Source organism: Gordonia sp. BP-119 (assembly GCF_016924115.1).
Taxonomy (GTDB): domain Bacteria; phylum Actinomycetota; class Actinomycetes; order Mycobacteriales; family Mycobacteriaceae; genus Gordonia; species Gordonia hongkongensis.
Genome location: NZ_JAFFZF010000001.1, coordinates 212,497 through 225,534, shown reverse-complemented (window position 1 = coordinate 225,534; position 13,038 = coordinate 212,497). Strand labels below are relative to the sequence as shown.

The 13,038-nt window shown below is 67.3% G+C and carries 11 protein-coding genes and 1 pseudogene; 7 read left to right on the top strand and 5 right to left on the bottom strand.

Annotation, left to right across the window (positions count from 1 at the left end; all coding sequences use genetic code 11):
• Positions 1-7 precede the first annotated feature (7 nt).
• Together JW364_RS00955 and JW364_RS00950 are read right to left on the bottom strand one after the other, a co-directional pair.
• Positions 8-1,021 carry a hemolysin family protein gene (locus tag JW364_RS00955; protein WP_058251034.1) on the bottom strand — a complete coding sequence of 338 codons (1,014 nt, stop codon included), beginning with the start codon at positions 1,019-1,021 and terminating at the stop codon, positions 8-10.
• On the bottom strand, positions 1,014-2,480 hold the full coding sequence (locus tag JW364_RS00950; protein ID WP_058251033.1) for a hemolysin family protein: 1,467 nt from the start codon (positions 2,478-2,480) through the stop codon (positions 1,014-1,016). The genes JW364_RS00955 and JW364_RS00950 overlap by 8 nt, the downstream gene beginning before the upstream one ends.
• A gap of 265 nt (positions 2,481-2,745) precedes the next feature.
• Here JW364_RS00950 and JW364_RS00945 point away from each other — a divergent pair, with 265 nt between their 5' ends.
• From JW364_RS00945 to JW364_RS00930, 4 genes are all read left to right on the top strand, one after another.
• Complete coding sequence (locus JW364_RS00945) at positions 2,746-3,405, top strand: class II aldolase/adducin family protein (RefSeq protein ID WP_078111809.1); 660 nt, start codon at positions 2,746-2,748, stop codon at positions 3,403-3,405.
• Positions 3,402-4,355 carry a carbohydrate kinase family protein gene (locus JW364_RS00940; RefSeq protein ID WP_078111810.1) on the top strand — a complete coding sequence of 318 codons (954 nt, stop codon included), beginning with the start codon at positions 3,402-3,404 and terminating at the stop codon, positions 4,353-4,355. Before JW364_RS00945 ends, JW364_RS00940 begins: the two co-directional genes overlap by 4 nt.
• A 49-nt stretch (positions 4,356-4,404) precedes the next feature.
• Positions 4,405-5,322, top strand: a complete 918-nt coding sequence (locus JW364_RS00935; RefSeq protein ID WP_078111811.1) for an SDR family oxidoreductase — start codon at positions 4,405-4,407, stop codon at positions 5,320-5,322.
• A gap of 285 nt (positions 5,323-5,607) precedes the next feature.
• Entirely contained in the window at positions 5,608-7,305 is a 1,698-nt protein-coding gene (locus tag JW364_RS00930) for an HNH endonuclease signature motif containing protein (protein WP_165630731.1), read from the top strand.
• Between the two features lie 13 nt (positions 7,306-7,318).
• Here JW364_RS00930 and tgt read toward each other — a convergent pair whose 3' ends face one another.
• On the bottom strand, positions 7,319-8,587 hold the full coding sequence (tgt, locus tag JW364_RS00925; protein ID WP_058251139.1) for a tRNA guanosine(34) transglycosylase Tgt: 1,269 nt from the start codon (positions 8,585-8,587) through the stop codon (positions 7,319-7,321).
• Between the two features lie 91 nt (positions 8,588-8,678).
• Here tgt and JW364_RS00920 point away from each other — a divergent pair, with 91 nt between their 5' ends.
• A complete protein-coding gene (locus JW364_RS00920; RefSeq protein ID WP_078111813.1) occupies positions 8,679-9,182 on the top strand; it encodes a hypothetical protein in 504 nt (167 codons plus the stop codon).
• Positions 9,183-9,209: 27 nt separating this feature from the next.
• Here JW364_RS00920 and JW364_RS24620 read toward each other — a convergent pair.
• Together JW364_RS24620 and JW364_RS00915 are read right to left on the bottom strand one after the other, a co-directional pair.
• A pseudogene (locus JW364_RS24620) lies at positions 9,210-9,602 on the bottom strand (DUF1877 family protein); the annotation flags it as partial.
• A 64-nt stretch (positions 9,603-9,666) separates the two neighbouring features.
• Positions 9,667-10,560, bottom strand: a complete 894-nt coding sequence (locus JW364_RS00915; protein WP_205333151.1) for an SGNH/GDSL hydrolase family protein — start codon at positions 10,558-10,560, stop codon at positions 9,667-9,669.
• A 235-nt stretch (positions 10,561-10,795) separates the two neighbouring features.
• On the opposite strand from JW364_RS00915, the gene JW364_RS00910 reads away from it, so the two are divergent.
• Both JW364_RS00910 and JW364_RS00905 read left to right on the top strand, forming a co-directional pair.
• A complete protein-coding gene (locus JW364_RS00910; RefSeq protein WP_205333150.1) occupies positions 10,796-11,560 on the top strand; it encodes a MerR family transcriptional regulator in 765 nt (254 codons plus the stop codon).
• 46 nt (positions 11,561-11,606) lie between these two features.
• Positions 11,607-13,031: a glutamate decarboxylase gene (locus JW364_RS00905; protein ID WP_205333149.1), complete on the top strand. Its 1,425-nt coding sequence runs from the start codon at positions 11,607-11,609 to the stop codon at positions 13,029-13,031.
• Positions 13,032-13,038: the final 7 nt, after the last annotated feature.

The following is a 13,038-nucleotide window of genomic DNA, read 5'->3' as shown; positions in this document are numbered from 1 at the left end:
CCGCCTCCTACGCCGTGGTCGCCAGCAACCGCTGGAGCACGTCGTTGATGGTGATGAGTCCGACCGCGCGGCCCCCATCGGTGACGAGCGCGAGGTGGGCGCGCTGTTCCCGCATGGCGGTGAGCGTCTCGTACACCGGCTGCGCCGACTCGACGCTCAGGACCGGGCGCATGAGATCGGCCGCCGTGGTGCCGGGCGACGCGGCCAGGCTGTCGCGCACATGCACGACACCGCGGACCGGCGCCCCGGACGCATCGTCGCGCACCAGCAGCCGCAGGTGGCCCGAGGTCCGGCCGGCCGTCTGGATCTCATCGGCGTCCGCGGCCGGACCGACCACGGCCAGATGGTCGTTGGGGGTCACGACGTCGCCGACGGTCAACGACTCCAGTTCCAGGGCACTCGTCAGGTGGGCGTGGTACCGCTCGTCGAGTGTGCCCACGGTGGCCGAGTGCTCCACCAGGTGGCGGAGGGCGTCGCTGTCCTGCCCGGTCGCGACCTGGTCCACCGGCTCGACGCCGACGCGCTTGAGGCACCAGTTGGCGAGGTGGTTGAGCTGGACGATGAACGGACGGGTCACCCACATGAAGGCGCGCATCGGGATCGCGAGCATGATCGCCGACTTCTCGGGGTGGGCGATGGCCCACGACTTCGGCGCCATCTCACCGACGACGAGGTGCAGGAACGTCACGATGACGAGGGCGAGGACGAAGCCGATCACGTCGGCCGACCAGTACGGCAGACCCCACCCGGCGAACAGCGGCGTGAGCCAGTGGTGCACAGCGGGTTTCGTGACCGAACCCAGTGCGAGCGTGCACACCGTGATGCCGAGCTGCGACCCGGCGAGCAGCACCGACAGTTCTGATGCGCTGCGCAGAGCTGCGCGGGCGCTGCCGCTGGTCGCAGCCGCGTCTTCGAGCCGGTGCCGACGCGCGGCGATGAGGGCGAACTCGACCGCGACGAAGAAGGCGCTGGACGCGATCAGGGCCACGGTGACAGCCGCGACGACCCACGGGTTATCCATTGTCGCTCTCCTCTCCGTTCTCGGCCGGGTTCTTCTTCTCGCCCCGGTTCGTGTCGTCCGGGCTCTTCTCGCCCGGGTTGTTGTCGTTGTGTGCCACGCTCATCGACAGCAGAGCGGGGACGCGCTTGTCGACTTCGAGGACCGTGGCCCGCACGGTGCGGGGTGGCGCCTCGTCGTCTTCGAGCAGGGTCGACGGATCGGGATCGATCTCGATCGTCACCGTGTCCCCGACCTCCGGGAGTCCGACGAATTCGGCGATCACCAGTCCGGCCATCGTCTCGTAGTCGCCTTCGGGGAGGTCCCAGCCGACGGTCCGGGAGACCTCGTCGACGTGTGCGTCACCCCGCACGCGCCATCCCTCGGGGCTCTCCTCGATCGCGACGGTCGCCTCGGAGTCGTGTTCGTCGTCGATCTCGCCGACCAGTTCCTCGGCGATGTCCTCGGCGGTCACGACCCCGGCGAAGCCGCCGTATTCATCGATGACCACCGCCATCTCGTCATGTGCGTCCGCGAGGGTCTCCAACACCTCGGGCAGCGGGAGCGTCGAGGGCACCACCACCGCGGGACGACACAGGTCTACCGCGGTGGCCGACGAATCAGCCTGCGGCGGTTGTTTTTTCAGCGCGTAGCTCCACTCCAGGAGGTCCTGGAGGTGGATCACGCCGCTTACCTCGTCGTCACCGCCGGCCAGCACGGGGTACCGCGTGTGGCCGGTGCTCATCAGTGTCAGCACCTCACCCGCCGCCAGATCGGCGTCGACATGATCGGTGTTCGGTCGCGGGATCATCGCGTGTTCTGCGGTGCGCGTGGGGAATTCGAGCACACGGTCGAGCAGGACGGACAGCTCGTCGGGCAGGTCACCCGCGTCGCGGGACTCGGCGACGATGTGCTCGAGGTCGCGCACCGACGCCGAATGCTCGACGTCGTGCACGGGCTCGATGCGCAGCGCTCGCAGCAGCAGGTTCGACGACTTGTCGAACAATGCGATGAGCCAACCGAATACGGCCAGGTAGATCGTCGTCGAACGGGCGAGCCACCGTGCGACCGGCTCGGGCCGGGCGATGGCGAGGTTCTTGGGGAACAGCTCACCGAAGACCATCTGCACGACGGTGGAGAAGATGATCGCGATGATCGTGCCGATCGCGACACCCACGCCCACCGGGATACCCACGCCGCCGAGCAGCTCGCCGACGCCGGAACCGATCAGGGGTTCGGCCACGTAGCCGACGAGCAGGCCGGTGACAGTGATGCCCAGCTGGGCGCCGGAGAGCATGAAGGACGTGCGGCGGGTGACCGCGAGCGCGCGTCTCGCGGCGGCGTCACCGGTTTCGGCACGGGCTTTGAGGCGGGACCGGTCGACCGCCATGTAGCCGAATTCCTGGGCCACGAAGTAACCGGTGAGGGCGGTGATCAGGAAGACCACCAGGATTCCGAGTCCGATTCCGAGGAGGGTCAGCATGAGACCGTCCCGGTGTCGGGGCCGGGCGGAACACCCGGGTCATTCAATTCACAACAGGGGGCCGACTGGTGTCGTCGGCGTTTTCGGCGCTTTCCGCGTCTCATCGTCTCTCTCGCTGGTGCTCGGGTGTTTCATACCGGGTGCCGGGAGCAAAGGCATGTGCGTAAATGTCCGGTATGTGGTCCCAACGTACCGAATGCGCTCCGAGTTCCGCGACATGCCCGGCGATCCTTCTCCGCGGAGTGCGGACCGACGCATTCGGCCGATGAGCGACCCGTCGATACGCGACGAGGTCGCCGCAGCCGCTCGACGGCTGGCGGCCGAAGGTCTGCTGATCGGCACCTCCGGCAACGTGTCGGCGCGTGCGGGCGATCACGTCGCGATCACCGGAACCGGGGTCGTGCTCGCGAACTGTGCCGCGACCGACGTGACGGTGGTGTCCCTTGCCGGCGACGTCGTCGACGGGCCGATCGCGCCGTCGTCCGAGCTGGACCTGCACCTCCGCGTCTACGAGGAAACCGGCACACAGGCGATCGTCCACACCCACGCACCCTTCGGGACCGCGGTCGCCTGCGTCAGCGGACTGACCTCGTTACCGGTGCTTCACTACCAACAACTCGGCCTCGGCGGTGCCATCCCGGTCGCGCCGTACGCCACGTTCGGGAGCCCGGAGCTCGCCGGGATCGTCGCCGACGCGCTGGTCGACACCCAGGTCGCGCTGATGGCGAACCACGGTTCGGTGGCACGCGGCTCCAGCCTGGCCCACGCGGTGGAGAACGCCCTGCTGCTGGAGTGGCTCGCGACCCTCTTTCACCGGACCAGCAGCATGGGCCGGCCTCGCGAACTCACCGAGGACCAACAGCAGTCCACTGTCGCCCAGGCGATCCGGCTGGACTACGGGACACCCAAGGAGAACCGGACGTGACACCCTCACCGCGGCTCGAACCGCCGACGATCGCAACCGTGGGCGTCCATGTGCTGGACATCCACGTCGTCGGGATCGAGTCCATCCCGGCGGGGTCCGACGGCGCGCTCGTCCAGTCCATCGGTTTCTCCGCCGCCGGCACCGCGGGCGGAACCGCGCTCGTCCTCAGTCGGCTGGGCGCCACGGTCCGGACCCACGGAGCGATCGGCGACGACACGATCGGGCGTTCGCTGACCGCACTGCTGGACGCCGAAGGCGTCGACACCGGCGGCCTGGTTCCGAAGCCCGGGGTCCAGACGTCGTCATCGGTCATACCCGTGCAACCCAACGGGGACCGTCCCGCGTGGCACTGCATCGGGGCGAATGCGCAGTTCACGCTCGACGACCTGGGTGCAGACGCGCTGACCGGGCTCGACCACCTGCACCTCGGCGGCCCGGAGTTCCTCGGCGGCGCGGTCGCCGCCGTGCTCCTCGGCCGGGCGCGCGACCGCGGGATCACGACGTCGGCCGATCTGCTGTCGGGTGGCGACCCCGGCCTTCTCGAGTGGATCGCCGACGCACTTCCCCACCTCGACTACCTGCTGCCCAACGACGAGCAGACCCGGGGACTGACCGGAACCGACGACCTCACCGACGGCGCACGGGCGCTCCTGGACCGCGGTGTCGGTTGCGTGGCGCTCACCCGCGGCGCCGACGGCGCGCTGGTCGTGACCGGCGACGATGTGGTCACGGTGCCGGCGTTCGAGGTGGACGTCGTGGACACCACTGGTTGCGGCGACTCGTTCTCCGCCGGGTTCTTGACCGGCCGCCTGCGCGGGCTCGGTCTCGCCGACTCCGCCGAACTCGGTTGCGCGGTGGCCGCGCACGTCGCCCAGGGCATCGGGACCGGGGCGAACTCGTACGATCTCGCCGCGATCGAGTCCTTCCGGCAGTCCCGCGCCGCGGGCTGAGCGCGCCTCCTCTCGGTTTGGTGAACCCCGCCTCGGGTAGGCGATCACCATGACAGACAACAAGGAAATCAACGGCTCCACCGTCGTGATCGCCGGCGCGTCGAGCGGATTCGGACGCGGCGCCGCGGTGCGACTCGGAGAACTCGGCGCGAACGTCGTCGTCGCGGCGCGTCGAACCGCGGTCCTCGACGAGGTCGTCGCAGAGATCACCGGCAAGGGCGGGTCGGCGCTGGCGGTGCCCACCGATGTCAGCGATCCGCGTGCCGTCGCCCATCTCGCGTCCGCCGCGCTCGAACGGTTCGGGTCGATCGACGTGTGGGTGAACAACGTCGGCGTCGGCGCGGTCGGATACTTCTGGGACATCCCGATCGAGGACCACGCTCGCCTCGTCGACGTGAACCTGAAGGGCCTGATCTACGGCGCACATGCGGCGCTGCGCGTCTTCCGGTCGCAGGGTCGCGGCACACTCATCAACGTGGGCTCGGTCGACAGCGAGGTACCCATCGCACTCCAGAACACCTACGCCGCAACGAAGGCGGCGGTTCGGAGCCTCGGGCACTCGATCAGCGAAGAGCTGCGCATGGCCGGCGACGACGCCATCAAGGTCGGCACCATCATGCCGTGGGCCGTGGACACCCCATGGTGGGTCCACGCCGCCAACTACACCGGACACGAACCGCGGATGTCCGCGATGGACGATCCGCAGATCGTGGTCGACGCGATCGTGGCAGCCTGCACCGACCCGAAGCTGGACCAACCGGTCGGCTACAAGGCCAAGGCCGCCAACGCTTCTCACCATCTCATGCCCGGGATCACCGAGCGGTCCTCCGCGGCGACGGCGAAGTCCGAGACCGAGAAGGGGACACCGGTCGAGCCGCACGCGGGTGCGATCCACGACCCCAACCCGGACAGCACCGGGGTCGCCGGCGGCATCCGCGAACGGATGGTTGCCGAGGACTCGCGCTGACGCCCGTCCGCCGTCGCTCGTTGTGGTGCGCCGCCCTCTGTTGGTCGAGCACCGCCGCAGTGTCCCGCTGGTCGAGCCGCGTCGAAGTGCCCCGCTGGTCGAGCAGCGCCGCAGTGTCCCGCTGGTCGAGCAGCGTCGACCGAGCGAAGCGAGGACGCCGCGTCCGTCGAGGCCACCGAGGCGACGCGTAACTCCTGTCGGTGCGGCGTGATTCGATTGCCAGACCACCCCGAGAAATCCAGAGACCACCCTTGACTCGCACGTATGTTCGAGTATCGTGGAGGTATGTCATCGGGGGCGGGGGCCGGATTCACATCGGTGGACCCATCGCAGGAGTCGGTCGAGCCGCGCTTTCGTCCCGACCACGAACTCTCCGCTTCTGAACTCGTCGAGGTCCTGAATCACTGCGCGGGCTTGGCAGCAGCGTCCGCGCATCGAATGATGGTCGTTGCCAGCCTCATTCACGACGAACGCGAGATGGATTACGCGCAGCGCCGCGCCGAGACGCACAACGGCGAACTCGACTCCATCGAAGCCTTCGAGCACCTGTCCGCGCGAGTGGCCGCGGGCGAGAACCCCTACGAGCAGTTCGGGCCGAACGGGCTCGAGCAGGCCATCGCCGAAGTCGGTGCCACCCTCACGGTGACGCCGGCCGAGGCGAAAGATCTCATCGAGGCCGGCGACGCACTGCGCTACCGACTCTCCTTTACCGGACACGCACTCGCGTGTGGTCGAATCGACAAGCGCCGCTTCCTCATCGCGCTCAAGCGCACCGATCTCATCACCGACGACGAAGAGATGCAGACCGTGGACGCCCATCTGGCCGAGGCGATCTTCGCCCGCGCACCGATGTCGACGGCGCGGTTCACCGCCATGGTCGATTCCATCGTCGCCAAGTGGGCGCCCGACGCGGTCCGTCGACGCAAGGAACGCGTCAAGGGTGATCGCAAGGTGACGGTGAGCCCCGATCGCTTCACACCCGGGCAGTCCCGGATCTCCGGCACGCTGCCCAATGCTGATGCCGCCGAGTTCGACGCCCGCCTGACGGCGATGGCCACCGCGGTCCACGCCGGTGACCCTCGAAAGTTGGCCAACCGCCGAGTCGACGCTCTGAAAGCGCTCGCCCGGGGTGAAGCCGCCATCACCTGCCTCTGCGACGACTGTGTCATCACCGCAACCGAACCCGACACAGCACCAGACCTCGACGCAGCGACAGTGGATACCGCCGAGCCGCCTACATCAGCTGCTGAGATGGTGGATGCGGACAACGACGTCGACCCGTCAGCCGACGTCGTTGTCGATGACCCGGCCGCGCCGGCCGCCTCGGCGTCGGACTCACCCGCGCCGCGCGCGACTTTCCACATCGTGGTGAACCTGTCGACCCTGATCGGCCTCGACGACGACCCCGCCTTCCTCGACCGCCACGGCATCATCGACGCCGACACCGCCCGAACACTCCTCGCCGAAGCCCGCCGCACCTACATCCATCCCGCACCCGACGCACCCGACGGTTCACCGCCTCCCGACGCGGACAGTTCGACAACGCGATACACCCCCTCGAAGAAGCTGCAGGCGCTGGTGCGCGCCGGCGAACTGTGCTGCACCTTCCCCGGCTGCAACGCCCCGGTCTGGCAGATCGATCTCGACCACACCGAACCCTTCGACCACGCCGACCCGCGTCGCGGTGGCCCGACCGATGCGCGCAACCTCAAACCGCTGTGCCGGTTCCATCACCGCATCAAGACCTTCACCAGCTGGCAGGACCACCAAGACGAACTCCAGACCGCCTGGTTCACCACACCCACCGGGCACATGTTCGTCGGCAACGCCTTCAGCGGACGCGACCTGTTCAACAAGCTCTTCCCCAGACGGTCACCCGATCACCCCGCCCGAGACAGACTCAACACCCAGCGCGACAACGACTTCCGACGCCACCAACGCGCCGAGAAGCGCTGGAACGACGCCAACCCGCCACCGTTCTGAGCAATGGTCACGCCTACCGGGGACCTCCGTAGTAACGCCGGAGGAACTCGTCGCGGTACTCGGTGTATGTGCCGTTCTCGATGGCCTGGCGGGCCCGGTCGACGAGCGTGACGATGAAGGACACGTTGTGCAGCGTCGCCAGCGTGGGGCCGAGGCCTTCCTTCGCCTTGAACAGATGATGCAGGTAGGCCCGGCTGTACTGCGAGGTGTAGTTCTCGACCTCGGGGTCGAGCGGCCGGAAGTCACTGCGATACTTGGCATTCGTGACGTTGTACCGGCCGTCGAGTGAGTAGATCGCACCGTTGCGGGCGACCCGGGTCGGCGATACGCAGTCGAAGGTGTCGACGCCGTTCTCGATGGCGGTGAAGATGTCGTCGGGTTCACTGATCCCCAAGAGGTGTTTCGGGGAGTCCTCCGGGAGTTCGTCGTTGACCCAGCCGACGATGGTGCCGAGGTTGTCCTTCTCGAGTGCTCCGCCGATGCCGTAGCCGCCGAAGCCCTTTCCGCCGGCCGCGCGGTCCGCCTCGCTCAAGGCGACGAGGTCGCGAGCGGCCTTGCGCCGCAGATCCTCGTACTGGGCGCCCTGGATGACACCCCAGAGCGACTGCTGCGGCCGGTGTGCGCGTTCGACGCTCAGCCGATTGTGTTCGGCGAGACAGCGAATCGCCCACAACCGGGTGCGCTCGAGCGAATTCACCTGGTACTCGCGAGTGTTCATCAGGGTGGTCAGCTCGTCGAAGGCAAAGATGATGTCGGCGCCCAGCTGGTGTTGGATCTGCATCGACACCTCCGGCGTGAAGCGATGCGCCGAACCGTCGAGGTGCGACTTGAAGGTCACCCCGTCGTCGTCGACCCGCGAGAGCCGTTCTTTGCCGTTGGCGGTGAGGTCGTCGTCGGGCGTGCCGGTGGCCTCCATCGAGATGACCTTCTTGAACCCCGCGCCCAGCGACATCACCTGGAAGCCGCCGCTGTCGGTGTACGTGGGCCCCCGCCAGTTCATGAACGCGCCGAGCCCGCCGGCCGCGTCGATGATCTCCGGCCCCGGCTGCAGATACAGGTGGTAGGCGTTGGCGAGCACGGCCTGGGCGCCGAGGGCGGAGACCGATTCCGGGAGGACCGTCTTCACGGTCGCCTTGGTACCGACGGGGATGAACGCGGGGGTGTGGATCTGACCATGCGGTGTGGTGATCGTCCCCGTGCGCCCACGGGTGCCGGCGAGGGTGGTGCCGACGGCGTAGGTGGGGTCGGCGACTTCGGTTCCGGTACTGCTCACGTCCAGCATCTTCGCAGGTCGGGCGCGCCCATCCCAAACCGCCGACCGACACCGGCCACCGGTGCGGTCGACGAGACCGCATTCGCTACCGTGGTGAACCATGTCGCGCAGATCTCGTCCCACCGGTCCCTCCACGAGCCGCTCTCGCCGACCGATCAGGGTCGCGGCGGCGACCCTCGGACTCGCGGCGGCGATGTCGATGCTCGTGGCCTGCGGCGCGGAACAGGACGTGACCACCGCGTCGTCGACCTCTCAGGCCGTTGCCGCGGAGTCGGGATCACCGTCCGCCGAACAACCCGCCACCTCGCCGCCGGTGGTCCCCGGTCGCAAGCCGGTGTCGACGACGACGTCGAGTGCGACCGCGTCCGACGATTCAGACACCACTTGCGGCACCATCCCGGGCCCCGACGGCGCGTTGCGAGTCATGATCCTCGCCGGCGACGTGTCCTGTGATTCGGCGCGGACCATCGCCACCCAGTACGGACCGAAGATCACCACCGGCCAGCAGCAGTCGGTGGCCGGTTGGACCTGCGCACCGTCTCAGCTCGAAGGCGTCCTCGCGGCCTGCCAGAAGGGCACCGCGGTCATCGGTTTCGCGCCGTAGTTCTTCTATGGGGCCCAGATGTTCGACAGCCCCATCGTCCCAATGGCGCATCATCGGCCACACCTCCTGGCGAGCGAGTTCTGTCGCGGTGGTGTCATCGAGCAACGTGTCGAAGGTGATGTGCGCGAGGATGTCCCGGGTGGCCACCACGTACTCGGGACTCATGTAGTTCGGGATACCTTCGCCGAAGTCGATGTTGCCGGGCGCCATTCCTTGCCCTCGGACCGGGTTCACAGGCATCGCCGATCGGTCGAACATCAGCTCGAGTGCCTGATACGCCTTGTCGATGTCGGTGGAGATGGTCGGGTCGGCTTCACGGAGGCTGCTGACGAAGTCGGCGATGTCCCGGGCCGAACCCATCATGTTGATTTCGCGCAGTTCATCGTCGCTGAGCCTGGTGTACGACCGAATGAGTCCCATGAGTACCCCCCTACCGACCAGTGAGCAGTGCCTCTACACGGCGAGCAGCCCGCACAGCGGTCCCTCACCGCAGCGCGGCCACGACCTGGTCGGCCATCGCCTTCTGGCCGCGCGCGTTGGCGTGCATCGCGGGGAAGCTGACCGCACCGAGCGTCGGCTCGACCCATCGCCGTTCGCCCGCGCAGGCGTCGTGGCCCGCGGAGACCTTGGTCATGTCGACGAAGGTCACGCGGGTGGCTGCGGCGGCGCGGCGCATGGCGTCGTTGAGGGCTTTGAAGACACGATGCAGGTACGCGGTGTCCCCGGGTGTCGTGAGCAACGACGCCGAGCAGAGCGCCGAACCCGTGGCCGGGAAGATCTGCGGATATCCGACGAGGACGACGCGTGCGCGCGGCGCTTCGCGGCCGACGAGGCGCAGGGCGTTCACGAGGTCGGGGTAGGTCGAGGATTTGATCTTGTCGACCAACGAGGTACCGAACTCGTCGCGACATGGGGTCGCTGACAACGGCGCGGCCATCCACGCCCGCTGGCAGGCCGAGGTCGAATTGCTGAACAGTCCGTTGTTGTTCGCGCCGATCGTGAGGGTGATCAAGCGGGTGGCCGGTCCGATCGCGCTGATCTGGGGTCCTTGCCACCGATACTGCGACTTGGTCAGGTCTTCGGTCGTCGCGCCCGCGCAACTGACATCGACGACCTCGGTACCGCGTCGTTTGGCAACGAGGCTGGAGTAGTTGATCGCCGAGTTCGAGCAGAAGGTCGCCGCACTCGTCGCCTGGGGGAACACCGATGCGCCCGCGCTGTAGCTGTCACCCAGATTCACGTATGGGTATCCGTCCGCTGCCTGGGCCCCGCCGGCCGTGACGAGTCCGACGAGGAGAGCGACTACGGTGGCCGCCGCGGTCAACAGGGCTCGGATGCCGAGGCCTCGGCGGGGGCTGCGGCCATGCGGCACGGACATGCGGTGACTCCAGATCGTGGTACGCGTGTTACTGGTGTTGCAGGTGATACCAACACTACCGGGCCGACGGCCCGAGCTCGGTGCACACGTACCCTAGTTTCCAATCTGATACACATGTCAAGTTTCTCTGACGCCGACGGCATGAGCCGTCCACCGATCGCTCCGCTCGCTTGACCCTTACGCGACGTCAGGCAGCAGGGTTGTCGATGTGAGCGAGGAAAAGCACACTTCGAAGGTGGACACCCGGGAGCTGACCGTCGGTGTCGTCGCCGGCATGGTCGGCGTCAGCATCCGCACGCTGCATCACTACGACCAGATCGGCCTGGTGGTGCCATCCGGTCGGACACCAGCTGGGTACCGCGTCTACGACGACACCGACGTCGAACGTCTCCACCAGGTACTCACCTACCGTGAGCTGGGCTTTTCCCTCGAGCAGATAGCGACCCTGCTCGACGATCCGGACGTGGACCCCATGGGTCACCTCGAGACGCAGCGCGAGCTGCTGACCGAACGGATCGATCGCCTGCTCCGGATGGTCGCCTCACTGGAGGAGATGATGAACGCAAAGAAGGAAGGCATCGCCCTGTCGGCGGCCGAGCAGGCCGAGATCTTCGGCGACCGATGGCCAGGCGAGGAGTACGCCGCCGAGGCCGAGGAACGCTGGGGGAACACCGACGCGTGGAAGCAGAGCCAGAAGCGGACCGGGCAGTTCTCCAAGGAGGACTGGCAGCGCATCAAGGAGGAGACCGACGACCTGGAACGGCGGCTCGCGGATGCGATGCGTCGCGGGGTGACTCCTGGCACCGCCGAGGCGACCTCGCTCGCCGAAGAGCACCGCGCACAGATCGGGCGCTTCTACGACTGTGATCACGCCATGCAGGTGTGCCTTGCCGACATGTACGTCGCGGACCCGCGGTTCACCGAGCACTACGACGCGCAGGCCCCCGGCCTGGCCGTCTACCTGCGGGAGGTGATCCACGCAAACGCGGGACGAGGGTGAAAGATCGCCACCCGCCGGTCGTCCGGGTCGGATAGGTTCGGTGTCCATGACCACCGACCCGGGCGTCCACAACAAGAGCGGTGGCGCCCGCGCCACCACCAACATCGGCGATGCGATGACCCTGCGCACCGTCTTCAACCGCGAAGGCGAGGCGACCGACCTCCCCAAGTTCGCACTGGGTGACTCGATGTTGTTGTCCGACACGGCATATCAGATCGTGCATGACGAGGCGATGCTCGACGGGAACGCCCGCCTCAACCTCGCGACCTTTGTGTCGACGTGGATGGACGACGAGGCGAAGAAGTTGTACTCGGAGACGTTCGACAAGAACATGATCGACAAGGACGAGTACCCGCAGACGGCCGCGATCGAGGACCGGTGCTGGCGCATCCTCGCCGACCTGTGGCACAACCCGGACGTCAACAACGCGATCGGTACCTCGACGATCGGCTCGTCGGAGGCCTGCATGCTCGGTGGGCTCGCGCTCAAACGGCACTGGCAGACCCGGCGCCGCGCCGAGGGCAAGTCAACCGAGAATCCCAACATCGTGCTGTCGACGGCGGTCCAGGTGTGCTGGGAGAAGTTCTGCAACTACTTCGAGGTCGAGCCCAAATGGGTACCGATCAGCCCCGACCACCTCGTCCTCGACGGTCACGAGCTCGAGAAGTACGTGGACGAGAACACGATCGGGGTCGTCGCCATCATGGGACAGACCTACACCGGGATGTACGAGCCGGTGACCGCGATCGCGGCCAAGCTCGACGAGATCCAGGCCGACACCGGACTCGACGTGAAGATCCACATCGACGGCGCGTCGGGTGCGATGATCGCCCCCTTCTGTCAGCCGGACCTCGAATGGGACTTCCGTGTCGACCGTGTCGTCTCGATCAACACCTCGGGCCACAAGTACGGACTGGTCTATCCAGGTGTCGGCTGGATCGTGTGGCGCGACACCGACGCACTGCCCGAGAGCATGGTGTTCCACTGCTCCTACCTCGGCGGCGACATGCCGACACTGGCACTCAACTTCTCCCGCCCCGGCGCACAGGTCCTGCTGCAGTACTACGTGTTCCTGCGGCTCGGCCGCGACGGCTTCACCCAGGTCCAGCAGGGTTCTCTCGATGTGGCGCAATGGCTTTCCGGACAGATCGCCCAGATCGACGGCCTCGAACTGGTCAGCAAGGGCGACACGATCCCGGTCTTCGCCTGGAAACTGAAGGCCGGGCACAGCGAGAACTGGAACCTCTACGACCTGTCCGACCGCCTGCGCATGAAGGGCTGGTTGGTTCCCGCATACCCGATGGCCGACGACCTCGCCGACCTGACCGTGCAGCGAATCGTGGTGCGCGCCGGGCTGAGTCACGACCTCGCCCGTGCACTCATCGCCGACATCCGGACCGAGGTCGACTTCCTCAATCGCCTGGAGAGCCCGATGCCACGCGAGGGCGACGGGTCACACTTCCACCACTGAGCTCTGG